Origin of the sequence: Colidextribacter sp. OB.20 (assembly GCF_009911595.1) — a bacterium.
GTDB lineage: Bacteria > Bacillota > Clostridia > Oscillospirales > Oscillospiraceae > Lawsonibacter.
Window position 1 is genome coordinate 76,800 of the sequence record NZ_QWKG01000007.1, and the last position, 25,611, is coordinate 102,410.

Below are 25,611 nucleotides of genomic sequence, written 5' to 3' on the forward strand. Positions count from 1 at the left end.
CTCCCTAAATCCGAACGTGCTTACGAATAATGTTGTTAAGAAGGATAGCTCCAATCAGAACAACGCCCTTTACCATGTCCTGGGTGTAAGTGGTCATCCCCAGCATGTTCATAATGTTGGTCAGCACCACAATAAACAGCGCGCCCATCAGCATTCCGAACACCGTGCCCCGGCCGCCGTTGATGTCTGTTCCGCCCAGCACGGCGGCAATGATGCAGTCGTTGTCCAGGGTGGACAGGATGCCGCTGTCGGCGGCGGTAAAGCGGGAGGTGATCACGACCCCTACGAAGGCGGCCAGCATACCGGACATGGCGAACACGGACATGACGACCTTCCGGTTGCTGATGCCGGACAGATGGGCAGCCGGCTCGTTGGCGCCCACGGCGTAGGCTGTACTGGCAAATACGGTCTTGTTCTGAATCCACACAAAGACCAGCACGACCGCAATGGCGTATACGGCGGGCAGGGGGATACTGCCAATGGTCATGCCGATTTTGCTGATCCCGGCGGGCAGGCCAAAAATCACAGCGCCGCCCGCCCCCACCAGGGCGATCCCTCTGGTGATGTAGCGAAAGGCCAGGGAGACAATGAAGGAGGGCAGCTTGAACTGGGCGATGATAAAGCCGCACAGCATACCCGCCAGCAGGCCGAGCACAACGGCCAGCAGGGCCGCCAGCACAATGGGCACGCCGGCGCGGGTCATCAGGCCGAAGAGGACCGCGCCCATGGCGCCCGTACCCCCCACAGACAGGTTCAGATTACCGGAGATCAATACCAGGGTGACGGCCGACGCCACAATGATGACGCTGGAGGCAGACACCAGGATGCTGGTGACATTCGAGGGACTGAAGAACAGCTTGGGCTCCAGGATAAAGCCGACCACACAGGCCATCAGGAAAATGCAGAAGATGGTCAGATTCTGTACGCCGTCTGCGGTAAATTTGATCCCGCGGTTCAAGGCAGAGGCCTGATTACTCATTTTCAACACCTCCTGTAACAACAGACATAATGTGGCGGGTCTCAACATGCTCGTCATTTTTCAGGAACATCTTGATTTCCCCGTCATATAGCAGGCCGATCCGGTCGCACAGGCCCAAAATCTCGGGCAGCTCGCTGGAGAAGACGATGGCCGAGCAGCCGTCCTTCACCATCTGCCGGATGATCTGATAGATCTCCTGCTTCGCTCCCACGTCCACTCCTCGGGTGGGCTCATCCAGCAGCAGTACCTTTGGCGAGACGTTCAGACACTTGGACAGCACCACCTTCTGCTGGTTCCCGCCGGAGAGGAAAGCCACCGACTGGTTCTCGTCGCGGCACGCCGTCCCGATTTTTTCGATATATTCCCGGGCCAGCCTGCCCTGCTGCTTTTTATTCAGGATTCCCTTGTGGGACACGGTGCGGTAATTCATCATGGGGGTGTTTACGGCGATGCTCAGCGAGGTGCAGATTCCTTGGGTGCGCCGCTCCTCCGGAACCAGCACAATCCCGTTTGTAATCGCTTTCTCCGGGGAGACCGCCTTCACGTCCCGGCCCTCCACAAGAATGGTGCCGGCATATTTGTCAGCCCCGAAAATCGCCCGGGCGATCTCGGTCTTTCCCGCTCCGATCAGGCCGTAAAAGCCCAAAATCTCACCTTTATGCAAATCAAAGCTGATGTTGTGCAGCTTCTTGTTGGATACGCCCTTCAGCTCGATCAGCTTGATATTTTCGTCTATCTTATTGGGAACGTAGTCCTCTACGATGACCTTTCCGATCATCATCTGAATCAATTCCTGTCGGCCGGATATCTCAGCTCTCGGTTTGGTGGCGATGTGGCGGCCGTCACGCAGCACCGTCACATAGTCGGCCAGCTCCATAATCTCCTCCAGCCGGTGGGAGATATAAATGATTGTAATTCCCTGACTCTTCAGGTCATGGATGATTTCAAACAGGCGCTTTACCTCCTCCTCTGTGAGAGAGGCGGTGGGCTCATCCATGATAATAACATCGGAATCCATTGCCAGTGCCTTAGCCATTTCCACCACCTGGCGCTTGGCTACGCTCAGCTCCTCAATGTACTGCTTCGGCTCGATGGAGGAGTCAATCCGGCGCAGCACATCAAACACCTTCTGGTTTGAGCTCTTTTTGATGATGCCGAAACGGGTTTCCTCCAGGCCCAGACAGATGTTTTCCTCCACCCGCAGCTTTTCCACCACGTTCAGCTCCTGAAAAAGGCACCCGATTCCGGCCTTCATCGCGTCCTTGGTGCTGGCGGGATTAAAATCCTTTCCGTTATAGAGCACGGTGCCCGAGGTCTTGGGGTGCGCGCCGGTCAAAATTTTGATCAGGGTGGACTTTCCGGCGCCGTTTTCCCCGATCAGGCAGTGACAGGACCCCCTGACAATATCAAAGCTTACATCATCCAGCGCCTTCACACCGGCAAAATGCTTTGAGATATTTTTAATTTCCAAAACATGATCGCTCATTATGTTCCCTCCCACGGCCGTCATGTGGCCGGTTTTTGAAAAGATAGGGGCGTTTCCCGCGCCCCTATCTTCCTTTCTCTTAGAACCTGTATTCACAATCTCAAACGCCGCCCGGGCGGGTCTTTTCCGCCGCTCTGGCGCTCAATTTTCTTGAAATACATCCAGTATTCCTGCGAAAATTTGCCCTGATTGGTGAAAATGTTCCCCGCACATCCTGCATTTTCGATTATGAATACAGGCTCTTACTTGCGGTGGCTTAGGCGCCGTAAGTGCCGACCAGATCCAGGGGGGAGGAGGGCAGATACTGGGTGTTGTACCAGTCCTGCAGGTCCTGCAGGCTGTCCTTGTAGTAGTTGAAGTACACGTCGGGGGTGGTGCGCTCAACGTAGGTGTCGTTGTCCAGCTGGCCGTTGATGATCTCCATCATCATGTCCACCTGAGCATAGGCGAAGGTCTGGGGCTGCATGCCCAGGCAGTACTTCAGGGAGGAGGTGGGGTCGGCCAGCTTGTTCAGCTCACCGTCGCTGGCGTCGGTGGAGGCGATGATCTCGGTAACAGGCACACCGTCAACAGCCTTTCCGCGGCCGGCGGCCTCATAAGCGGACAGAGCACCCAGCCCGTTGGAGACATTGTCGCCATAGACGATATTGACGTCGGGATACTTGGTGATAGAGTCGGCGGTCACGGTCTGAGCCAGCTCCAGGTCGCCGCCGGCGTGGACCCAGTAGGTAGCGCCGGTCAGGTCCTCGCCCGCGCTGTTCTTAAAGCCCCAGCTGTCGGTGGGCAGATAGTCCACGACGGTCTTGACACCCTTCAGGAAGGGGCCGGTACGGTTGTCGAAGCAGAAGGCGATGTTGGTCCAGCTGATCAGGCCAACCTTGACCTCCTTGTCGGGGTACAGCTCGATCCACTGCTTGGCCATGTCGGCGCCCATCTGGGCGGCCACCTCGGCCTCGTCGATGCCCAGGAAGGGCACCTTGCAGTCAGAGGCCTTGACGTTGTAGGTCATGATATTGACGCCGGCGTCCCGGGCCTCCTGGATGATGCCGTTCACGCCGTTTTCATCCACGGGGTGCAGAATGATGCCGTCCACGCCCTTGCCGATGAAGGTCTCAACGGCGGCGATCTCGGCGGCCAGGTCGTTGTCAGGGTCAATCACTTCATAGGTAGCGCCGTACTGCTCCTTGGCGTAGATCTCAGCCCACTTGGCGTCGTTGCCGTGGACGTCGTGCTTCAGGGTGATGGGCACCTTGCCGATGTACGCACCTTTTTCGGTCTGGCCGGGGTCGGAGCTGGTCGCGGACGTGCCGGGGCTGCCGCTCCCCGACTGGCTGGGCTGGTTGGTCTGGCCGCCGTTTCCGCAGGCAGCCAGAGCAGTCAGGGCCAGGGCGGTGACCAAGGCCAGCGCGACTGCTGTCTTCATCTTTTTCATAGTTTTTACCTCCTTGTGGTTGTTTGTATAGCATTAAGCCCTTGGCCGGTGGTGCGGACCGGCCGCGGGCATAAGCCCAAAGCTGCGGCGGGCGTCCGTCAGGGCGCCAGCGCCTCCTGGATGCGGGAGACCAGCTCCGTGATTCTGCCGGTTTCCAGATAGTAAACTGTCTCGCCGTCGAGCTTCATATAGCAGGTCCCCTGATCCCGGCCATAGGCCGTCATCTCTGTGACCGAGCCGTCCAAAAGGGTGGTCCTGAAATAGGCCACCGCCTCCTGGGGCGGTACAGCGTGGCCGGGGTCTGCGCCGTCGGCAATCAGGCCGATGTATTTGAAGAAAATTCCGCTGAAGGCGCTCTGATCCACATAGCGGCCGTTGCAGGACACCAGCCCTGTCCCTGGCTCCACGGTGAAGATATAGTCGCCTGTGCTGACGCTGACCTGGATGGATTGGACTTGGTCAATGGACGTCTTCAGCGGCGCGATAAACAGGAGCTGCTCCGCGCCCAGGGTGGACAGGTCTATGTCCGTGCTGTACAGCAGAACCACCTCGTTCTCCCTGCCGGTCTGGACGCATGTTGTGGTCTCGCCGGAGATGCCGAAAATCAGGGTCTGGGTATTCCCCTTTCCGTCCGTCACCTGGAGGGTGGGTGAGCTTCCGTCCAGCCCCAGCTCGCCGGGGGAGGCCGCCTGTGTGTCCACATAGCCGGCCACCGTCCAGCCCCGCAGCTGGGTCAGCAGCTCGTTCATCTCAATGGTCCGGGCCGGAGCCCGGTTATAGGGTTGGGTGATGTACCAGCCTCCGTCCTCCCCCAGCTCCAGCGCGACCTGGAGTGCGCCGTTCACGGAGTAGCGGATGGCGGTGATGTCCGTCTTGTCAATGGTGAATATTTCCTTATAGCGATAGGCCGCCAGACTGCCCGTCAGCTGGGCGGCGGAGGCGCCGTCGGTGATGAACACCCGGCCGTCCGTCAGGTCCTTCACATAGCAGTCGCTGGCACTCATGGTCTGGTTCCCCACCGCCAGGGCGTACTCGTGCCCGGCGGAGGTGGTGAACCGGACCCGGATCGGGCTGGCCTCCAGGCCATAGCCGGGCGCTTCGCCGTCCAGTACCCGCAGCACCTGAAAGTCCTCCAGGGACTGGCACAGCAGCGCCATCTTCCGCTCGTTGGTCCGGTAGACGCCGCCGCTGTCCACCATCCAGACGCCCTCCTCCTGATAGAAGCGAAACTGTCCATAGGGGTTTTCCAGCTGAATCGACTCCACGGTCTCACCGCGGCTGAAATCAAACCAGACACCGTCTGCCAGCGGGTCCCGGGTCAGGCGCAGGCCTGCGTAGACCGCGGCCAGAACCGCCAGAGCCCCCAGCAGCAGCCAGACTGTTTTTTTCTGTCCCTTCATCGGTTTTTCCTCAGACGCCACAGGAGGAACGCCCCGCAGAAGGCCAGCATGGGCATCACGGCGCAACAGATTACCGCCAGCCTGACAAACTCGTTCCCCCGCACAATCATAATGTCGGAATTGATGACCTTCCCGGCAATCAGCTCTCTATCCCGGCCGCCAAGGAGCCAGTTGACACTGTTGAGGAGAAGATCGCCGTTGGCCTGGACCGTGACGTTTCCGTCACAGGCAAAGGTGGCGTCTCCCAGCACAACGATCCGGGAGGAGATATTTCCGGAGCTCTCGTTGCTTCTTGAGGCCGCCATTCCCAGGGGAATGGGGCCGCTGACGTCCCGGGAGGTCTTGTGCTCATCGGGGATGCTCACATCCGTCCGGGCCCAGGCCCGGTCCGAGGAGAGCAGCAGAACGTCCCGGGTGACCTTGCTCTCGTCGTAATCCACGCCCCCCAGCCCCCGGGCCAGGGGCAGAATGACCAGCCGCTCTGCCTCGCCGATGGGCTTGGTGATCTCGTGGGCGCCGTAGCGCGGGATCAGATACATGTCGCTGGTGGACAGGTAGTAGGAGGGGTCCTCCTCCACCACATAGTTGTTGCTGATATCGATCCCGTAGGCGTTCACCAGCCCGTTCAGAACGTCCAGCCTTTTGATATTGCTGTTCATCACCGGGTCCAGGAGGAGGAGCAGGCTCTTCCCCTGCTCCAGAAACTGCCGGAGCAGCGCCGCCTCCTCCTCGGTCAGGTCGCTCCGGGGGGCGGCCAGAATCAGAATGTCGGCGTCCTCCGGGATGCCCGTCTGGAGGAGTACGCAGGTTTTGACCGCATAGGCGTCCAGCTGAAGCAGGCGGATGGCGTCAGACAGCTGGTTGGTCACCGACAGCTCCCCGTGGCCCTGGGTGAAATAGACAGTGGGCAGCTCCTCGCTGGAGACATAACGGATGGCCCCGGTGATCTCCCTCTCTCCATAGAACAGGTTTCCGCTGCTTCCCGATTCAAACAGGTCGTCGCTGTACACCAGCTGTACCTGCTCCCCGCTCTCTATAATCAGGGTCCCGTTAAACACGGCCTGGACGTCCCCCAGGGTGTAGCCGGCCAGGGCGGAGGGGTTTTTCTCCGCGTCTATGTACTCCACCGTCACCATCTCGCTGGCCTTCTCATACTCGTTCAGAAGGGAGGAGACGTAGGGGTTCTCCTGCCCGGAGGGATATACGGCCCCGATGCGCACCGGGCTGTTCAGCTCCTCCAGACAGCTCAGACTGTCCCCGGACAGGGTGAAAAGCTTCTGCCCGGTCATGTCGTACCGGAAGGGCACTTCATAGGCGACCATGGTGCCGAGGGTGACAGCCGCCGTCAGCAGCAGCACCGTCAGCACAGCCAGCCCAATAAACTGCCGCTTCTTATTCTTGATCTGCAAAGACGTATCCATAGCCCGCTCCTACCGAAACCTTCTGTACTCCAGGTTCTTTACCGCCATAACCAGGCACACCGCCGTCACCCCCAGGTAATAAGCCACAGGGCCCGGCCGGAGCACCCCTCTGGTAAACTCGTCATACCTTGTGGTAATTGCCAGCGCCGACAGGATGGGGCTGAGCACCGGAATTGTCAGAGATCGGGTGAAGGAGGCCAGCATCACCATCAGGAAGAGGATGCCGAAGGCGCTGATGGCCGCGGTCACCTGATTTTCTGCGAAGGAGGAAATAAAGGTGCACACTGCGATCATGCTGACGCCCAGCAGGGCGAAGCCCAGATAGGACGCCGCCAGGGCCCCATAGTTGGGGGAGCCGTGGGCGGCGATGATCACCACATAGACCAGCGTTGCAGCCAGGGCGTAGCCAAACAGGACGCCGGCCGCCAGAAACTTGCCCAGCACGATGTCCACGCACCTCAGACGGGAGGTCATCAGAAGCTGCTCCGTCCCGTTTCTCCGCTCCTCGGCAAACATCCGCATGGTCAGCACCGGGAAGATGATAAAGGACACATTTTTCAGCAGGTCGAACATGCCGGACAGCGCACCGTTTCCCCCCAGCAGGTTATAGATGGTGAACATCATGCCGGACAGCAGCAGGAAAATCCCCAGAAATACATATCCGAAGGGGGTGGAAAAAAACGAGGAGACTTCCTTCTTTATGATGATACTCATAGCGCTGCCCCCTCTCCGGCACGGGCGTCTGTCAGGCGCAGGAAGACCTGCTCCAGAGACAGCCTGCCGCTGTTCAGCTCCAGCAGCGGAATCTGATGGCGGGCCAGGGCGGCGGACACCGCCTGCCGGACCTCGTCGGTATCGGGCGCGGTGATCTCAAACCACCGCCTGTCCCCGTCCGTGCCGCAGCCTTCGATTTTCTCAATGGCGGGAATATCCCCGAGGGCAGCGGACAGCTCCTCCCTGTTGCAGGCGGCCTTCAGGCGGAAAAGGTTCCCCTCCTCCTGCCCCCTGCTCAGGTTCTCCATGGTGTCCTCGGCCACCAGCCGGCCGTTGCTGATGATGACGACCCGGTCGCAGGTCTGGCCGATCTCGGCCAGGATGTGGGAGCTGACCATAATCGTATGGTCCCGGCTCAGGCGTTTCAGAAGGTCGCGCACCTCGGTGATCTGCCTGGGGTCCAGGCCGGCGGTGGGCTCATCCAGAATCAGGATTTTGGGGTCGCCCACCAGCGCCTGGGCCAGTCCCACCCGCTGCCGGTAGCCCTTCGACAGGTTCCCGATGGGCCGGCCGCGCACATCCCCGACGCCCGTCAGCCCGAGGAACCCTTCCACATGGGCCTTCCGCTCCCCCTTGGGAACCCCCTTGATGGCGGCGGCGAAGAGCAGATACTCCTCCACCTCCATCTCCAGGTATAAAGGCGGGAGCTCGGGCATAAAGCCTATGTGCCGCAGGGCCTGGTCCGGGTCCTCCAGCATGTCGCAGCCGTTGATTACAATGCGCCCGGAGGTCATCATGTGGCAGCCTGTCAGCATCTTCATGATGGTGGATTTACCGGCCCCATTGGGCCCCAGCAGGCCTACAATCTCCCCCTGGTCCACATGAAAGGTGATGTCCTCCACACCGCGCTTGTTCCCGTATCGCTTTGTCAAGCCTGTTACCTGGATCATAGTGCCTCCCGCTTACGTGCGTTTTACCTCACGTACCTTCTGACAATAGCGGCCTGGGCGGCAAAGGTCTCCTTCAGGGAGACGTACAGCTGCCGGTAGGTCTGATAGTAGTCGTTGTATATGGACACATGCTCCGGGATGGGCTCGGTGACGCTTTCGATTTTCAGCACGGCGTCGCAGCCCTCGGCCACGTTTTTATAGAACCCCGCGCCCACGCCGGCCAGAATCGCCGCGCCGGCGGCCGGGCCCTCCTCCATATTCATGGTGACCACCTTGGCGTTGTAGATATCCGCCTGCATCTGCCGCCAGAGCTGGCTCTTGGCTCCGCCGCCGGAGGCCCGGATTTCCCTGACCTCCAGTCCGTGCTCCCGGAACAGCTCCACGCTGTCCCGCAGGGAGAAGGTGACGCCCTCCATCACGCTGCGGCAGATTTCATTCAGCCCGTGGCGCTGGGAGAGGCCGAAGAACACGCCCCTGGCGTTCTCGTCGTTGATGGGGGTCTTTTCCCCGTTCAGATAGGGGAGGAAGGCCAGACCCTCGCTGCCCACGGCGGCCTGCTCCGCCAAGCCGGTCATGTAATCGTAGATGTCCTTGCCCTGGGCGGCCAGCTCGGCCTTTTTCTCCGGGAAAAAGGTGTCCCGCACCCACTTGAAGGAGGCGCCGGAGGTCAGCGTGAGCCCCAGGAAGCCCCACAGGCCGGGGACCGCATGGCACATGCTGTAGGTGGCGCACTGCTTTTCAATGACGAAGGGCTGGTCCGCGCTGGCGAAGATTACGCCGGAGGTGCCGATGGAGGAGCCCACCACACCGCTGCGCACGATGCCGGTGCCCACGCCGCAGGCGGGCTGGTCGCCGGCGCCGGAGACCACCGGAATGCCGGCCTTCAGCCCCCAGTCCTTCGCCACGGACTCCAGCAGATAGCCACAGACCTCCTGGGATTCGGTCAGCCGCTCGGGCATGATCTCCTTGGGGATACCCAGCGATTTCAGCATGGTCTCAGACCAGCAGCGGCCGGGTACGTCCATCAGATAGGTGAGGGAGGCGTCGCTCACCTCGGTGCTCAGCTCGCCGGTCATCAGCAGACGCAGGAAGTCCTTGGTGAACACCACCTTGTGGGTCTGTTCAAACTCCTGGGGGCGGTGCTTTTTCAGCCACAGCAGCTTGGGGGCCCAGAAGCTGTTCAGGCAGTGGTTGGTGGTGATGCTCAGGGACTGATCCGCCGTAATGATTCGGGCGATGTCCTCCACCTCCGCCGTGGCCCGCTGGTCCAGCCAGATCATGCAGTTGCCGATGGGTTTCAGATCTTTATCCAGCATCACGTTTCCCTGCATCTGCCCGGAGAAGCCGATTCCAATGATATCCTGGCCCCGGCCGCTTTTGGAGACCGCCTCCTTTACCGCACCGCAGCAGGCGCGCCACCAGTCCATGGGGTCCTGCTCCGCAAAGCCGGGCTCGGGATTGATTACGTTGCACTCCTGATAACCGATACCTTGAACCGCGCCCTCTTCATCCAGGATCAGGGCCTTGACACCGCTGGTACCGGAGTCGATTCCTAAGAAACAGCTCATAGCAAATTTTCCTTTCCAGTTTATTCGGCTGTGCCGCAGGAGCCCCGCGGCACAGCGCAGTCAGCGGTTCCGTTTATCTCGGCGCATTACAGACAGGACTCGAACATCTCCCGGATGATCTCCTGGGTGTAGCCAAACTTCTCCACCTCGCCCCAGGCGACGGCGGTCTGATAGGCGTCGGGGGTCATCTTGTCGATGGCGTCGGGGTCGGTAATGCCCGCCTCGGCCAGGGTGGTGGGGGTATCAATCTTCTTGAACCAGGCCTCCAGGGCGGCGATGCCGGCCTTGGCGGCCACCATGTCGTCGGCCTCCCGAATGCCGAAAACCTCCCGGGCGAAGGTGGCCACCTTGATGGGGTTGACCTTGATGTGGGCCCGCATAGTGGCCAGAATGGTCACCGACATGGCGGCGCCGTGGGGAGTGTTGTAGAAATTGGACAGAGAGTGGCCCAGGATGTGGATGTTGGAGTTGGGCAGGCCGAAGCCGCAGTCATAGAAGCCGTTCCAGGCGAAGGCGGCCTGCCACATCATGATTGCCCGGGCGTCGGGGTCCTGGGGATTCTCCAGCAGGCGGTTCATGCACTCCATCATGGAGCGGATGCCGCCCTCGCAGAAGTGGTCCTGATAGGGGGCGAAGGCCAGGTCGTGGCCCAGGTAGTGCTCCAGCAGATGGGAGATAATGTCCGCGGCAGAATAGGCGGTCTGGCGGACAGGGATTGTATAGGTCAGCTCCGGGTCCAAAATGGTAACGGCGGGCTTCATGATGGGGCTGACAAAGCCGTCCTTGCGGCGCAGGGTCTCGTTGGTAATCACGGCGGTGCCGTTCAGCTCGGAGGAGGTGGCGGGGATGGTCACCACGGCGATGACAGGGATGGTCTCCTGAATGGCGGCCTTGCCCAGGGGGAAGTCCCAGGGATCGCCGTCGTACTTGGCGGCAACGCCGATGAACTTGGCGCTGTCCATGGCGGAGCCGCCGCCCAGGGCGATGAGAACGTCGGGCTTTTCCCGCTTAGCCAGCTCGATGCCGATGGCGGCGTGCTCAGCGGTAGGATTACTTTTCACGCCGAAGAACTCCAGTAGCTCTACGCCGGCCTCCGCGCAGCTCTTCGCCACCTTGTCATAGAAGCCCAGATCCTTCACCAGCTTCTCGTCATAGGTGACCAGCATGGCCTTCTTGCCAAAGCTGGCGGCCTCGCTGCCCACCTTGGCTACCTCGCCCACACCAAACACGATCTTCGAGGGAATCTTGAACTCGAATGAATACATAACTACCGCTCCTTTTTTTCAATAATATTTCAGATGACAGATATTCTCCATCAAAACTCTGGCGCTCAGCAGGGATAGAAGTGGTCCGGCATTCCCGCGACGGGGCTTCTGGCCCTGAACATGCCGCCGGCGCCTGGGTTGTCGTTCAGCTCCTCGGGGCCATAGCAGAACCTGGAGGTGGCCACGTAGAAGTCCCGCATGTCCTCCCCGGCAAAGCCGCCGCAGCAGACATATTCCACCGGGAAGCCGATGGTCTCGATCAGCTTATACTCGGGGCTCCAGACCGAGATTTTCCCGGTCCAGTGGCAGATGTACAGGTTGTCATGCCTGTCGATGCTCATGCCGTCTGGCATCCCCTGGTCCGTGAAGCGGATGACCACCTGGCCGGCGCTCACAGGCCCCTTTTCCAGGTCGTAGTCATAGGCGACCAGCGTCTGATTAAAGGTATCTACCACGAACATCTTTGAGTTGTCCCGGTTCCAGACAATGGCATTGTACTGGTTGATCCCGGCCTCGATGGTTTTTACCGAACCGTCGGTGTCCACCATGTAGAAGCTGCCCTTCATGTGGGGCTGGTAAGCGCCGGTGCCGTACAGCTTGGAGACCGAGCTCATAAACACACGCCCTGCGGCGTCCACCCGGGTGTCGTTGTAGCGGTTGTCGGGATTTCCCTGCTCCGGGTCAACCAGGAAGGTGAGCCCGCCATCCTCCAGGTCCAGCAGATGCAGCCCGCCCTCGATGGCGCACAGCAGCTTTCCGGGATCGCTGCATGGAATCGCGGAGCCGATCATCCGGCCGGTTTTCCATACCTGATCCTCTCCAGACGCGGGGCTGTATCCGTGTACGTCGCCGGAGAACAGGTCGGTCCAATACAGCCGGCCCACCCGCTTATCCCAAATGGGCGTCTCAATCAGCTCCAGGTTTGCGTCTATCACCAGATCAAATTTCATTTTTCCGCCTCCTTTTTTACCCGCTATATTTACATTTGTAAATCAATGATATTTTTGTTAATTTAACGATATCATATCTTTTTCCTTTTGTCAATCGTTTTAAATCAAAATTGAAGTGTGAACGATTTTTAGGCATTTTGACGAGTCAAATTCCGCCTCCCCTTCCCGCGCGTCCGGAGGCGGCAAAACATAAGAAAACCGTGTGCCTCCAAAGCCTGGGAGAGGCACACGGTTTTTAAGCAGCCGGAACATGCTGTACGCTTTTTCAACGGTGAACAGCTATTGTTTTTGACAATTCGATCACAGCCTTTGCTGTGACCACATCGGTAATCAGAATATCCAGGAAGCCGCCGTTCAGCGCGCCGAGGATGGGCTTGATCTTGTCGTCCCCTGCGGCCACGCCGATGACCCGCTTCTGCTGGGTCAGCTGCCGGATGTCGATGGATACAACCCTGCCGGTGATGGAGGTCTGGCACAGCTGGCCGTGGATGTCGTAGAAGCTGCCGCAGATATCGCCCACGGCGTTGGCGTTAACCAGCTCCTCAATGATCGAGCCGTCGAAGGGGTAGTAGCTGAAGGTTTCCGCCCCCTGGGGAGGGCCTCCGCCGATGCCGACCATTGTGATGTCCAGATTTTTTGCCTCCTCCAGGATCTGGGCGATCTGGGGCTCCCGCTTGATGGCCTGGCACAGCTCGGGGGTCTGGCACATATAGGGTGCGGTGAGAATATGGGTGGCTCCCCCGTATTTTTCCACCACGTGCTGAATGAGGAGATTGGGCTGGAACTCCGCCACGCTGTAAGAGCCGCCCACCAGAGAGTAGATATCCAGCCCCTGGATGGCGTGATTCTCGTTGAGATACTCCGCCATCGTGTTCAGCATCCTGCCCCAGGAAAAGCCCAGCCTCATCCCGCTGCGGAGGATTCGCTCCAGATAGGAGGCCGCCTCCGCCGCCGTGCGGCGGAGCAGGCCGCTGTCGTCCTCCCCCTGGCAGGGCACCAGCCGGACGTCTGACAGACCGAAGGTCTCTTTCATCTGTTCTTCCAGCTTGAAGGTGTTCACCGTGCCCTTCACATCGACAATCTCAATCTTGACCAGTCCCTCGCGCTTGGCCTCATCCAGCATCTTGTTGAGGGTCACTCGGGAGATGCCCAGCATCTTGGAAATTTCTACCTGCGTGTAATTTTTTTCATACAGCAGATAGAGCGCTTTCAGCTTCAAATAGTAGCGCTGTTCGGGCTGAATTGGCATGTGGCCAACCTACTTCCATCTTAAAATGCGACCCGAAAACCGGCGGTTCCAAGGGGTCTTGCCGGTACAGTCCACCCAATTATAGTACATTGGTACAGATTTGGCAAGTTTTTGTGCTAAAAACAATTGACAATGCCGAAGTGTTGTAGTATTCTGGAGTCGCGTAAATTATCAGACGAAAAGCGGATTTACAAAAGTAAATGAAGTGAGGGTATCTGAAATGAGGAGGTTGGTAACGATGGAAAAACACAAAGACGGGAGCCTGCTGGAAAACAAGCAGTTCCTCAAAGACCTGATGGTCCGCATGATGACCGTCAACAAATTTGAGGAGAGCGCCTTCTGGCTCTTCGGCCAGGGACTTGTCTACGGGACCATGCACCTTGGGGTGGGAGAGGAGGCGACGGGCATCGGCACCACCGCGGCCCTGACGAAGGAGGACTACATGCTCGCCACCCACCGGGGCCACGGCCAGGCAATCGGCAAGGGCGTGGACATCAACTCCATGATGGCCGAGATTCTGGCCCGGGAGACCGGCACAAACCGGGGCAAGGGCGGCTCCATGCACATCTGTGATTTTGACAACGGCATCCTGGGGGCCAACGGCATCCTGGGGGCCAACGGCCCCATTGCCTGCGGCGCCGCGCTGACCATCAAGCTGAAAAATATCCCAAACCGGGTCTGCGTCGCCTTTTTCGGCGACGGCTCGTCCAACGAGGGCGCAATCCACGAGGCCATGAACCTGGCCTCCGTCTGGAATCTGCCGGTCATGTTTGTTCTGATTAACAACACCTACGGCATGTCCACCCCCCTGAACCGGGTGGTAAAGGACACCGACCTGACCAAGCGCGCCATCCCCTACGGCATTAAGGCCTATGAGTGCGACGGCAATGACGTGCTGGCCGTCTATGAAACGGTAAAGGAGGCCCGGGAGTATGTGGTGGCCGGCAACGGGCCCGTCCTGATCGTGGAGCACACCTACCGCATCTCCGGCCACTCCAAGAGCGACGGCAATCTCTACCGCTCCAAGGAGGAGATCCAGTACTGGAAGGAGCGGGGACCCATCATCCGCTTTAAAGACTTCCTGCTCCAAAACAACATCTTTACCGACGATGATATTGCCGCCATGGACGCCGAGGCCGAGCAGATCGTCCAGAACGCCGTGGAATACGCGAAGGCTCAGCCCCAGCCCGTCGTGGAGGACCTGGAAGCTGACGTCTATGCGAAGTGAGAGGGGGAAACATCCATGTCTGATATGAGAGAGATCACATACAAGGAAGCGGTGCGGGAGGCCATGTGCGAGGAGATGCGCCGCGATGAGACGGTCTACTTTATGGGAGAGGATATCGGCGCCTACTGCGGCGCCTTCGGCGTGTCCAAGGGGATGCTGGAGGAGTTCGGCCCCAGCCGCGTGATCGAGACCCCCATCTCCGAGACCGCCTTTGTGGGGGCGGGCGTGGGCTCCGCCATCACGGGGATGCGCCCCATTGTGGAGCTGATGTTCTCCGATTTTATGTCGGTCTGCTACGACCAGATTATCAACCAGGCCGCCAAGATGCACTTCATGTTTGCCGGGAAGGTCAGCGTCCCCATGGTCATCCGGACCCCCGCCGGCGGCGGCACCGGGGCCGCCGCCCAGCACTCCCAGTCCCTGGAGCAGATGTATCTGCACATCCCTGGCCTGAAGGTGGTAGTCCCCTCCACCCCCTACGACGCCAAGGGTCTGCTGAAAACCGCCATCCGGGACAACAACACCGTCATGTTCCTGGAGCAGAAGCGCCTGTACAACACCAAGGGCATGGTCCCCGACGGGGACTACACCATCCCCTTTGGGGTGGCCGACACCAAGCGGGAGGGCAGGGACGTCTCCATCATCACCTACGGGCGCACCGTTCAGATGAGCCTCCAGGCCGCTGAAAAGCTGGAAAAAGAGGGGATCAGCGTGGAGGTGATCGACCTGCGCACCCTCGTCCCCCTGGACAAGGAGGCCATTATCGCCACCGCCAGAAAGACCCGCAGGGTCGTGATCGTACACGAGGCGGTCAAATACGGCGGCTTCGGCGGCGAGCTGGTAAGCACCATCGTGGACAGCGACGCGTTCTATTATCTGGACGCCCCCATCAAGCGGGTGGGTGCGCTCTACTGCCCCGTGCCCTTCAATCCCGTTTTGGAGACCAATACCTTCCCCACTCCTGAAACCATTGAAGCCGCCGTGCGCGAAGTGCTGTGAAAGGAGGCCCGTCTATGGCAACCGAGATCTGTATGCCCAAAAACGGCATGGATATGACGGAGGGCACCATTGTCCGCTGGCTGAAAAACGAGGGCGACCATGTAGAAAAGAACGAGCCGGTTATGGAGATCGAGACCGATAAGATCACCATGGAGGCCGAATCCCCTGCGGAGGGTGTTTTGCTGAAAAAGCTGTTTGAGGACGGCGCGGTGGTTCCCGTTCTCCAGGTGGTGGCCTACGTCGGAGAGGCCGGTGAGGCCATCCCGGATGCCAAGACTGCCCCCGCACCCCAGGCCCAGGAGGCCCCGGCCCCAGCCGCCCGGCCCTCCGCCGTCCCCGCGCCGGACAGCCCGGTGGCCGCCACCCCCTATGCCAGAAAGCTGGCGAAGGACCGGGGGGTGGACCTCCATGACATCCCCCCCGGCGGCCGCCATGGAGAGATACGGGGGGCTGATGTGGAGGCCTATCTGGATGCCGCCCCCAGGGCCACTCCTCTGGCCAGGGCTATGGCCGCCGGCCTGGGCATCGACCTGAAGGGGGTCGCCGGCAGCGGCTGCCGGGGCAAGATCACCAGCGCCGACCTGCATCCCGCTCCCGCGGCGGAGCAGGCCGCCGCGGTGGATGCTGTTGTGGCCGAGCTGGAGGCGGTCATCCAGCGGCGGAAGATGACCGGAATGCGCAAGGTCATTGCTCAGCGGATGTTCTCCAGCCACAGCGAGATCCCCCCCGTCACCCAGAATATCAAGATCGACGTCACCGACCTGCTGGACCTGCGGGAGAAGATCAACCTGGGCCGGGAGAAGGGGGACAAGGTGTCGGTCAACGATATGATTGTCAAGGCCGTCGCCATCGTCATCGGGGAGCAGGAGCGCTTCCGCATGACGCTGGAGGGGACGGAATATGTCCTCCACAGCCGCATCAATGTGGGCGTGGCCGTGGGCCTGGACGAGGGTCTGCTGGTCCCTGTGGTCCGGGATGTGGACAAAAAGGGTCTGCTCCAGCTGGCCCGGGAGACCAAGGAGCTGAGCCGGAGGGCCAGAGATGGAAAGCTGACACCCGACGACATGGGGGATGGCCGGATCACGGTCTCCAACATCGGCATGTTCGGCACCCACAGCTTTACCCCCATCATCAACCAGCCGGAGGCCGCCATTGTGGGCGTGTGCGCCGCGGAGGATGAGCTGGTGCTGGCGGACGGCCAGGTTACGGCGCGCAAGCGGATGATGATCTGCCTGACCTATGACCACCGGATTCTCAACGGCACCGAGGCCTGTATGTTTGAGTCACGCCTGAAGCAGCTGCTGGAAAACCCCGTCAGCATTTTACTATAAGGAGGCAGATACCGTGGCAACTGAGATTTATATGCCCAAAAACGGCATGGACATGACCGAGGGCACCATTGTGCGCTGGCTGAAAAACGAGGGTGACCCCGTGGCCAAGGGGGAGGCGGTCATGGAGATCGAAACCGACAAGATCACCATGGAGGCCGAGTCCCCCGCCGAGGGCATTTTGCTGAAAAAGCTGTTTGAGGACGGCGCGGTGGTCCCCGTCCTCCAGACGGTGGCCTATGTGGGCCAGGCCGGCGAGGCAGTCCCCGGGCCTGCCCAGGCCGCTCCGGCGTCCGCCTCCGCCCCGGTGGCCGCCTCCTCCGATGGGCTTCAGGGAGATGAATACCATGTGGCGGTCGTCGGCGGCGGCCCCGCCGGCTATGTGGCCGCCATCCGCGCCGCCCAGCTGGGCGGGAAGGTTATCCTCTTTGAGAAAGACGTGGTGGGCGGCACCTGTCTGAACCGCGGCTGCATCCCGACCAAGACCTATCTGAAAACCGCCGAGTACATCCACCACATCAAGGATGCCGCCCAGCGGGGCATTGTTGTGGACCCCCTGGTCTCTGTCAACATGTCTCAGGTGGTCTCCTGCAAGGACAAGGTGGTCAAGACCCTCACCGACGGCGTCGCCGCTCTGCTGAAAAGCAACGGTGTTACCACCGTCAAGGGGACGGCCAAGCTGTCCGGCGGACACACGCTGGAATGCGGCGGCAGAGAGTACAGGGCCAGAAAGATCATCCTTTGCGGCGGCTCCAAGGCCATCCGGATTCCTATCCCCGGCATAGACCACAGCGCGGTGCTCACCAGTGACGACATTCTGTCCATGACCGAGGTCCCCAAGCGCCTGGGCATCATCGGCGGCGGGGTCATCGGCTGTGAGCTGGCCAGCGCCTTCTCGGCCTTCGGCAGTCAGGTCACGGTGGTGGAGGCCATGGACCGGGTGGTGTCCATGTTTGACCGGGACGTCTCCGCCGAGATCGACAAGGGCCTGAGAAAGAACGGCGTTACCGTCATGTGCGGCCGCAAGGTGGAGCGGATTGACGACAGGAACGGCGCTCCCGTCATCGTCACGGACGGCGGAAGCGTAGAGTGCGACAAGGTCCTGCTCTCCATCGGCCGCGCCGCCGACCTGGAATGTCTGGGCGCCATGTCCGGCCAGATCAGGACGGAGCGGGGCAAGATTGTGGTGGATGACACCATGAAAACCTCCGTGGAGGATATCTATGCCTGCGGCGATGTCAACGGCCGCGTCATGCTGGCGCACGCCGCCTTTAAAATGGGCGAGATCGCGGCGGAAAACTGCATGACCGGCGAAAACCACAAATGTGATCTCCGGTTCGTCCCAAGCTGCCTGTACACCGGCCCCGAGGCCTCCTGCGTGGGTCTGACCGAGGAGAAGGCCCGGGAGCTTCACCCTGAGGGCATTCGGGTGGGTATTTTCCGGATGTCTGCCAACGGGCGCAGTCTGGCCAGCGGAGAGAAGGCCGGCTTCGTCAAGGTGATTGCGGACAGCAGATACGGCCAGATCCTGGGCGCGCATATGGTCGGTGGAGCGGCCTCCGAAATGATCGCCGAGCCTACCGCCCTGATGGCGATGGAGGTGACGGTCAACGAGGTGGCCGATCAGATCATTCACGCCCACCCCAGCTATTCCGAGGCGTTTATGGAGGCCTGTGCCGACGCCCTTGGCCGGTGCATCCACCTGCCCCCCAAGAAGCGGTGATACCCGCCGGACAATTAGAGGAGGAGCGGGCCGCCATGCAGTATATCGAGTCCTCCAGTACGGACCCCCGCTGGAATCTGGCCCTGGAGGAATATGTGTTTTCCCGCATGGACCGGACCCGCGCCTATTTCATGCTCTGGCAAAACCACAACACGGTCGTTATTGGCAAAAATCAGAACGCCATTTCTGAAATCAACCAGCAGTATGTCCGGGAGCAGGGGATTCAGGTTGTCCGGCGCCTTTCCGGGGGCGGCGCGGTATACCACGACCTGGGCAACCTGAACTACACATTTATCACCGATTCCGGACAGTCTGAGCAGCTCAGCTTTTCCACCTTCTGTCAGCCGGTGATCAAGGCCCTCCGGAGCCTTGGCGTCGAGGCGCAGCTGAACGGCCGGAACGATATGACCATTCAAGGGCGGAAGTTCTCCGGAAATTCTCAGTACATCAAGGACGGCAGAAGACTTCACCACGGGACGCTGCTCTTTCGGTCCAACCTGGATGTCCTGGCCGGCGCTCTGCGCGTCAGCCAGGACAAAATTCAGTCGAAGGGCATCCCTTCGGTGAAGAGCAGGGTGGCGAATATATCTGATTTTCTGCCGGAGCCGGTGACTATGGAACAATTTAAATCGATCATCGCGGAGAGAATTCTCGGGTCCCCCTCTCCTGCGTCATACCGCTTCTCTGAGCGGGAGCTGGCGGAGATTGCTTTCATTCAGCGCAGCCGCTATGACCGATGGGACTGGACCTACGGCTACTCCCCACAGTACCGGATCAACAGGCGCCGCCGTATCGAGGGATGCGGTGTTGTGGAGGTCTCCATGGAGGTCAGGGAGGGAAAAATCTGCGGGCTCCAGCTGCTGGGGGACTTCTTCGGCAGTGAGGATATCCGGACCCTCACCGCACAGCTTATTGGCTGCCCGGCCCGGGCGGAGGATATTCAAGCTGTGCTGAACAGCCTGGAGCTGGCACGCTTTGTGAAGGGACTCCCTTCAGAAATACTTGTCCAGCTGTTGACCGGGGAGAGGGTCGAAGCATAGGGAGGTCGAATATTCAAAAAAGCCAGACAGGAATTTCCTGTCTGGCTTTTTGCCGCTTCTTCTGCACTGCATAACCTGCGCGTTTGTTGAACAGCCGGACTACATGCGGTACTGAGCAGGAAGCGCGGCTGTAAACTCCAAAAAAGCTGACATGGCGCGGCTAATATAGCGGTCTTTCCGATAGGTAATATAAATTGGCCGTTTTGCTAATGGATCGTCTACTTTATAATACACCAGGCCTTCCCGCTCCTGAATCATGGAAAACAGGGAGCTGCGAACAAAGGTTGCTCCGCCGCCCACCGCCGCCACATAGTACGCGGTCATGATCTGGGAAAAATACTGGACAACCTTCGGCATAAAGCCTGCGTTCCGGCAGATATCAATCGTTCGCTGATAGAGGTCGCTTCCTGTTTTTGTCAATGAGAGAAATGGGCAGTCCCGCAGGTCCCACAGAGGAACAGAGCGAAATTTATCGTCAAGGAAGGCGTTATTCTGTATATTTTGGAAGGTAATCTGATAAGGAGCCAAAATTTTATTGGCGGGAAACTTTTCCGGCACGGCCAGAATCAGGTGCTCGTGTGTATAGATTATGCTTTTAGTCTCCACCTTCGGGTGAAGAATTGAGCCAAACAGGAAATCTATAGAGCCTTCTAACAGGAAATTGTTGAGCTCGCGGCCATCGCCCTCCTTGATCTCCACATAAATTCCCGGGTATTTCTTTTGAAAGGCTTTTACAATTCGCGTTAAAAAATATGCGCTGTAGAAGGATGAGCTCCCCACACATAGCCGACCGACGTTCAGATTTTTTCGGTCATCAAAGTAGGATTTGAGGTCCTGCTCGATCTGCAGAATCTTTTCCACAGCTTCAATATAAAAACGGCCCTCCTCTGTCAGCGTAAAGGGAATTGTACTGCGGTCAAAAATCTGACAGCCCAGTTCTTTTTCAGCCTTTCGTACCATTGCGCTGACGGCGGCCTGGCTGATAAACAGCTTTTCTGCCGCCTGAGAAAAGCTGTTTTCCCGATACACCTCATAGACGTATCTCATTTCATTATCCATAGCTTGTTCCCTCCCTGCTTTGAGAATAGCACAGCGGAGGGAAAAATGCAATCCTAATTATAATTTACAGATTATGACTAATACCAATTTATTTATAATACTATACATCTATTGTTGAAAACGATATACTTATCGAAGAAACAACCCGTTTTATTGTTCTAAAATCCAAATTCGGTAAATCGCCAGAAAGAGTGGGATACTATGAAATATGATGTGGTTCTCAAGGGCGGTCTCCTCCTGGATATCCAGAATCGTGTGCGCAAATTCACCGACATCGCGGTTCAGGAGGGGAAGATAGCCGCTCTGGGAGAAAACCTGGACGGCAATACCGTTTGGGACGTCTCAGGAAAGACGGTCCTTCCCGGCGTGATTGACATGCACGTACATGTGACCAGAGACCTGGGAGGCCAGGCTGGCTACTATATGTCGGCCGCAAGCGGCGTATCCACAATGATCGACTATGCCGGCCCTGTTTCAGATATCCTGGCCCATGTTGTCCCCAATGGATGTGGGCTGAATGTTGGGTGCCTCCCTGCCGCCCCCGCCGCAGTCCTGGGGACAAATCCGGCCCGTAAGGAAGTCCGGGCCTTTCTGGAGTCCTCTCTGCGGGACGGGGCACTTGGCCTCAAGGTGCTGGGCGGCCATTTCCCGCTTACGCCGGAGGCCTCCCGCTTCTGCGTGGAGGAGTGCAACAGACGCAGGGTGTTTGTCGCCTGGCACGCCGGCAGCACAGAAAATCGCAGCAACATATATGGAATGCGCGAGGCCGTGGAATGTGCCAAGGGGTACCGCCTGCTGCTGGCTCACGTCAATGCGTACTGCCGAGGGAACTGCTACAGCTATCTGGAGGAGCTGCGGGATGCGTTCCAGATGCTGAGAGACAACCCCAACATTATCGCGGACTCCCACATGGCGGTAAATAACGGCACCAGCGGCAGGTGTACCGGCGACACGGTGAACGACCAGATTACGCAGAACTGCCTGCGTTCCTTTGGGTATTCGACCACAACGGATGGACTGGAGCAGGCAATTCGGGATCGGGTCTCAAAAGTGATCGCGCCGGTGGGGGTGGAAAACAAGCTGCTGGAGGGGGCAGAGGCGCTGCGCCACTGGCAGCGGGGAACAACCGATGTACATGTCAGCTTCCCGGTCAACCTGCCCATGGTGGCCGCCGCCTGCCTGTTGGAGCGCAAGCCTGGCTCCCGAGACTTTTTGATCGACATGGCGGCGACGGATGGTGGCGGCTTCCCGCGGAACGGCCTGCTGCGCAGACTGCTGTGTTACTACAAGCTGGGTTACTTAACACTGGAGGAAGTGGTATATAAATGCTCCACAGCTCCCGCACAAGTGTTTGCGATGCCGTCTAAAGGGCACCTTGGAATTGGCGCTGATGCGGATATCGCAGTGGTTGACCTGGCGAAGGGAGATGCGGTCATGACCTTTGCCAAGGGACGGCCTGTTCTGATGGATGGAAAGGTGGTAGGCAGAGGCGGAACCCTGATAACGACACCAGAAGGGGAGGAGGTATGCAGAAGAGAGCAGATTCCATATCAGGTTATAAGCCCGGAGACCGGACGGTTTTATCAAAAGGAGGGAGATTGACGCAGTCCAAAGAAAGAATATCGTGGATGATTTGTAAGGAGGTTTTTGTATGATTTTTAATTTACCCCCTATTTTAGGCCTGGCACCGCTGATTATTTACATTATTCTGGCGTTCCGTAAGAATATCCACCCACTGGTCAACGTGATTATCTGTCTTGTAGTTGGAGCGGTGCTGACAAAGACAAATCTGCTTCAATTTGGTTCAATCCTGACCGCATCATTGGGCTCATTTCTGGGACAGGTCGGCTTTATCATCATGATTGGCTCGGGCCTGGGCTTGATCTTGAAAGAGTCCGGCGTGGCGGAAAACCTGGTTTACCTGATGGTGCGCAAAATCGGAATCAACTCCATAAACAGGGCAATTCTGGCCTCAATGCTCACCTCAATGTTTATGGTTCTGGTGCTGAGCACCCTTACCGGCGGAAACGCCGTAATCGCCCCCATCATTATCCCTCTGGTTGCCTCTGTGGGCATGACTTCCAGTACGCTGGCTGTAATTATACAGACCGCAGGCGTGACCGGCCTGTTTATCAGCCCGTTTTCTCCGCCCATGGTGACTATCATGGAGCTGACAGGTTTGACCTATCCCCAGGTCCTGCTCCGAGCCAGTCTGCCGGTGTGTATTCCGCTGTGGATTATTACCTATTTCAATGCAAAGCGCGTGCAGAAGGCTACGCTTGGGGTCACTGATTACCCCGAGGGGACCGCGCTGTCGGTGGACAACTATCAAGCCGCTCCCGAGGCGAAGCGGGCGACCTTGTTTTTTAGTGTAGCCATGCTCCTTGTGGTAGCCTACGGCATTATATTTAAGCTTGGCGTTGCCCATGCGATCACAGTGATTACGGTGGCTGTTCTGGCAACCGGCTTCGGCGCCCGCTTTAAGGCCGACAAAACTATTAATCTGTTTATGAAAGGCTGCGCCCAGTATTTCTGGATTTTTATGCTGTTTATCTTGATGGACCCGTTCCTGAATTTCATCCAAAAGAGCGGTGCGTTTGATGCGCTGGTTGAGATTGGAACCCCTCTGATCGAGGGCGGCGGAAAGGTCGGACTGGCCATGCTGGCTTCGCTCATTGGCACCTTTGGCATCCAGGGCGCTGCGGTGGCTCAGGCTGTAATGATGGACACTGTGTTCCGTCCGCTGGTGACAGCCACCGGGCTGAGTATGAATGTCTGGGCTATGGTTATTTTGATCGGCTCGCAAATGACTTCTTTTGCTTACCCGGGACTGGACATGGTGGCAGCCACAGGCACAGCCCGCTCCGGCGATATGAAATCCCAGGTTAAGCATGGCTGGATTGTCGTGGCGGCAGTGTTAATTGTGTGCCTGATCTCGTCGATCCTGTTTGGATAGCTGGAGCTGGTGCGCCTTAAGTACAGACAATAAAACAACATATTTGGGAAAGGAGAACAAGCCATGTGCTTTATGCTGATCGGCGGCAGGGACTCTTTTGAGGCTGGAATGATGCTGGGCGGCCACAATGACGATCTGAATGGATATGAAGCAGCCTCTCTGGAGATATATCCCCATATGAGGCACCAGCCGGGTGCGTCCATTCAATTACCCACGGGCCCGGTTATCCCACAGCCCGGAGAGACCGCCCGTTGCCTCCTGCTGAAAACATTCCGCGGCAATCTGGCGGGGGACACGATTGCCATCAGTGAACACGGCGTCTGCCTGATGGGCGGCGAGAATCTGGCTGTGGACCGCAATGACCGCGCGGCCCAGGCCGACCCCATTGTGGAAAAAGGGGTTGCGGGTGGCGTTCGCTTTGTAGCGCTGACGCAGAGCAGGACGGCGCGGGAATGTGTGGAGCGGATCGGCCGGTACTATACAGAGTATGGGAACCGCTTCCCCTGCGCGGTGGGTGTTTTTGACGCACAGGAGTCGTGGTATATTGAGGGCGGGGGCGGGAGCACCTGGCTGGCGGTCCGAGTACCGGATGACTGCTACCTGGTTCAGTCCAACGGTTACCGCATCAACGAGGTGGACTGGGACGACACGGAGAATACCCTCTATTCCCCAGGCCTGCGGGAGTTTGTCATCGACAAGGGCCTCTGGGACCCCGATACCGGGCCATTCCACTGGGCAAGAGCGTTTGGCCGGAAATTCCTGGAGGAGCCCAGCACCTATTTTTACAACTCCAGGCGTATCTGGCGCGCGCTTAACCTCCTGTCTCCCTCTGCCGGCTTCAGCCCCGATTTGGAGGAGTACCCCACGTTTATGAAACCTGACAGGCCAATCACAAGGCAGCAGGTGATGCAGCTGCTTCGGGATTACAACAGCGATAACGACTTCTGCGCGTTCCAGGAGTCGGGCGTGGCCAACGAGGTCCGGCCCATCGGCGTGCCCCATTGTATCCACTCAGCCGTGACTGAGCTGCGTCGGGATGTCCCGGTGGATCTGGGCTGTGTGCTGTGGAGCTGCCTGAGCTCTCCGCTGACCGCCCCATTCCTGCCCCATCACTATGGAATCACCGAGATTGCCCCCGCCTTCCTGGAGGGCAGCGACAAGTGTGAGGATTCCTCCGCTTACTGGAGCTTCCGTAAGCTCACTAATCTGGCTATGACCAATTTCTCCGCCTATTCCCCGGTTGTCACAGAGGTATGGGGAAAATTGGAGGGGAAAGCGGCTTCCATGCAGTCTGTTGCAGAGCGGGAGGCAGCTGCCTGTTATAACAGGGACCCGGAGCAGGCCAAGGAAATACTGACCGCTTTTGCCGGCGCGCTGGACTATGAGGCGCTGAGAACGGCAAAGCAGGTTGAGGACAAGCTGCACCGGGACATTGCAGGAGGTTTGTATCGCTGTTTTGCCAAGGGCAGCCTGGAGTGGTAAAACCGTAGACTTGGGACAAAGCATTTCCTTGGGAAAACAGTATAACTCTCCATCTATGGTATATTGAAGTTTTTCCATGACAGTTGAAATCCATTTTTATATTTCATATACTATGGCTGTGCTCAGGAGTCCCTGACACAAATCAAAATAGGAGATTAAAGAGGCGGATTTATATGGAAGACAATCGTATTATTGAATGTGTAGAGCGCGCAAACTACATCCTGTCGAACCTGATGGCGGTGAAGCCGGGAGAAGAGGTGCTGATCGTCATCGACCCCCAGACGGACATGCGCATGGCCAACGCTATGGCAGCGGCGGCTCTGAACTGCGGCGCGGAGTACGGGATCTATATGATGCCCATCCGCGGCAAGGACAAGGCCAC

Annotated in this window: 20 protein-coding genes and 1 pseudogene; 9 read left to right on the forward strand and 12 right to left on the reverse strand. The window is 58.6% G+C overall.

Going from position 1 to position 25,611, the window contains the following annotated elements; translation table 11 throughout:
- Window positions 1-4: 4 nt before the first annotated feature.
- The 11 genes from D1641_RS02940 to D1641_RS02990 form a co-directional block, all read right to left on the reverse strand.
- Window positions 5-979, reverse strand: a complete 975-nt coding sequence (locus D1641_RS02940) for an ABC transporter permease (RefSeq protein ID WP_160662904.1) — start codon at window positions 977-979, stop codon at window positions 5-7.
- Window positions 972-2,465 carry a sugar ABC transporter ATP-binding protein gene (locus tag D1641_RS02945; RefSeq protein WP_160662905.1) on the reverse strand — a complete coding sequence of 498 codons (1,494 nt, stop codon included), beginning with the start codon at window positions 2,463-2,465 and terminating at the stop codon, window positions 972-974. Before D1641_RS02945 ends, D1641_RS02940 begins: the two co-directional genes overlap by 8 nt.
- A gap of 256 nt (window positions 2,466-2,721) precedes the next feature.
- The gene (locus tag D1641_RS02950) at window positions 2,722-3,897 is read right to left on the reverse strand and encodes a sugar ABC transporter substrate-binding protein (RefSeq protein ID WP_160662906.1); all 1,176 of its coding nucleotides are present in this window, start codon (window positions 3,895-3,897) and stop codon (window positions 2,722-2,724) included.
- A 98-nt stretch (window positions 3,898-3,995) separates the two neighbouring features.
- A complete protein-coding gene (locus D1641_RS02955) occupies window positions 3,996-5,297 on the reverse strand; it encodes a DUF4340 domain-containing protein (RefSeq protein ID WP_160662907.1) in 1,302 nt (433 codons plus the stop codon).
- A complete protein-coding gene (locus D1641_RS02960) occupies window positions 5,294-6,718 on the reverse strand; it encodes a GldG family protein (protein ID WP_160662908.1) in 1,425 nt (474 codons plus the stop codon). Before D1641_RS02960 ends, D1641_RS02955 begins: the two co-directional genes overlap by 4 nt.
- 9 nt (window positions 6,719-6,727) lie before the next feature.
- On the reverse strand, window positions 6,728-7,432 hold the full coding sequence (locus tag D1641_RS02965) for an ABC transporter permease subunit (RefSeq protein ID WP_160662909.1): 705 nt from the start codon (window positions 7,430-7,432) through the stop codon (window positions 6,728-6,730).
- Window positions 7,429-8,382, reverse strand: coding sequence for an ABC transporter ATP-binding protein (locus tag D1641_RS02970; protein WP_160662910.1), 954 nt, complete (start codon window positions 8,380-8,382; stop codon window positions 7,429-7,431). The genes D1641_RS02965 and D1641_RS02970 overlap by 4 nt, the downstream gene beginning before the upstream one ends.
- 23 nt (window positions 8,383-8,405) lie before the next feature.
- The gene (xylB, locus tag D1641_RS02975; protein WP_160662911.1) at window positions 8,406-9,950 is read right to left on the reverse strand and encodes a xylulokinase; all 1,545 of its coding nucleotides are present in this window, start codon (window positions 9,948-9,950) and stop codon (window positions 8,406-8,408) included.
- Between the two features lie 86 nt (window positions 9,951-10,036).
- Window positions 10,037-11,215, reverse strand: coding sequence for an iron-containing alcohol dehydrogenase (locus D1641_RS02980; protein ID WP_160662912.1), 1,179 nt, complete (start codon window positions 11,213-11,215; stop codon window positions 10,037-10,039).
- A 65-nt stretch (window positions 11,216-11,280) separates the two neighbouring features.
- Window positions 11,281-12,165: an SMP-30/gluconolactonase/LRE family protein gene (locus tag D1641_RS02985; RefSeq protein ID WP_160662913.1), complete on the reverse strand. Its 885-nt coding sequence runs from the start codon at window positions 12,163-12,165 to the stop codon at window positions 11,281-11,283.
- A gap of 265 nt (window positions 12,166-12,430) precedes the next feature.
- Window positions 12,431-13,414: a sugar-binding domain-containing protein gene (locus D1641_RS02990; RefSeq protein ID WP_160662914.1), complete on the reverse strand. Its 984-nt coding sequence runs from the start codon at window positions 13,412-13,414 to the stop codon at window positions 12,431-12,433.
- 238 nt (window positions 13,415-13,652) lie between these two features.
- On the opposite strand from D1641_RS02990, the gene D1641_RS02995 reads away from it, so the two are divergent.
- From D1641_RS02995 to D1641_RS03015, 5 genes are read left to right on the forward strand one after another with little or no spacing between them, the layout of a single operon-like run.
- On the forward strand, window positions 13,653-14,642 hold the full coding sequence (locus tag D1641_RS02995) for a thiamine pyrophosphate-dependent dehydrogenase E1 component subunit alpha (protein WP_160662915.1): 990 nt from the start codon (window positions 13,653-13,655) through the stop codon (window positions 14,640-14,642).
- A 15-nt stretch (window positions 14,643-14,657) separates the two neighbouring features.
- A complete protein-coding gene (locus D1641_RS03000; RefSeq protein WP_347707374.1) occupies window positions 14,658-15,641 on the forward strand; it encodes an alpha-ketoacid dehydrogenase subunit beta in 984 nt (327 codons plus the stop codon).
- A gap of 14 nt (window positions 15,642-15,655) precedes the next feature.
- Window positions 15,656-16,972: a 2-oxo acid dehydrogenase subunit E2 gene (locus D1641_RS03005; protein ID WP_160662916.1), complete on the forward strand. Its 1,317-nt coding sequence runs from the start codon at window positions 15,656-15,658 to the stop codon at window positions 16,970-16,972.
- Window positions 16,973-16,985: 13 nt separating this feature from the next.
- Complete coding sequence (lpdA, locus tag D1641_RS03010) at window positions 16,986-18,692, forward strand: dihydrolipoyl dehydrogenase (protein ID WP_160662917.1); 1,707 nt, start codon at window positions 16,986-16,988, stop codon at window positions 18,690-18,692.
- A 35-nt stretch (window positions 18,693-18,727) separates the two neighbouring features.
- Entirely contained in the window at window positions 18,728-19,732 is a 1,005-nt protein-coding gene (locus D1641_RS03015) for a lipoate--protein ligase (RefSeq protein WP_160662918.1), read from the forward strand.
- 99 nt (window positions 19,733-19,831) lie between these two features.
- Here the strand turns inward: D1641_RS03015 and D1641_RS03020 are convergent, their stop codons facing one another.
- Window positions 19,832-20,791 (reverse strand): LysR family transcriptional regulator, encoded by a 960-nt coding sequence (locus tag D1641_RS03020; protein WP_160662919.1) that lies wholly within the window; start codon window positions 20,789-20,791, stop codon window positions 19,832-19,834.
- A gap of 201 nt (window positions 20,792-20,992) precedes the next feature.
- Here D1641_RS03020 and D1641_RS03025 point away from each other — a divergent pair, with 201 nt between their 5' ends.
- From D1641_RS03025 to D1641_RS03040, 4 genes and pseudogenes are all read left to right on the forward strand, one after another.
- Window positions 20,993-22,393, forward strand: coding sequence for an amidohydrolase family protein (locus tag D1641_RS03025; RefSeq protein WP_160662920.1), 1,401 nt, complete (start codon window positions 20,993-20,995; stop codon window positions 22,391-22,393).
- Between the two features lie 49 nt (window positions 22,394-22,442).
- A complete protein-coding gene (locus D1641_RS03030; protein WP_160662921.1) occupies window positions 22,443-23,747 on the forward strand; it encodes a Na+/H+ antiporter NhaC family protein in 1,305 nt (434 codons plus the stop codon).
- A gap of 63 nt (window positions 23,748-23,810) precedes the next feature.
- On the forward strand, window positions 23,811-25,229 hold the full coding sequence (locus D1641_RS03035) for a C69 family dipeptidase (protein WP_160662922.1): 1,419 nt from the start codon (window positions 23,811-23,813) through the stop codon (window positions 25,227-25,229).
- A 173-nt stretch (window positions 25,230-25,402) separates the two neighbouring features.
- Window positions 25,403-25,611 (forward strand): annotated as a pseudogene (locus D1641_RS03040) (leucyl aminopeptidase); the annotation flags it as partial.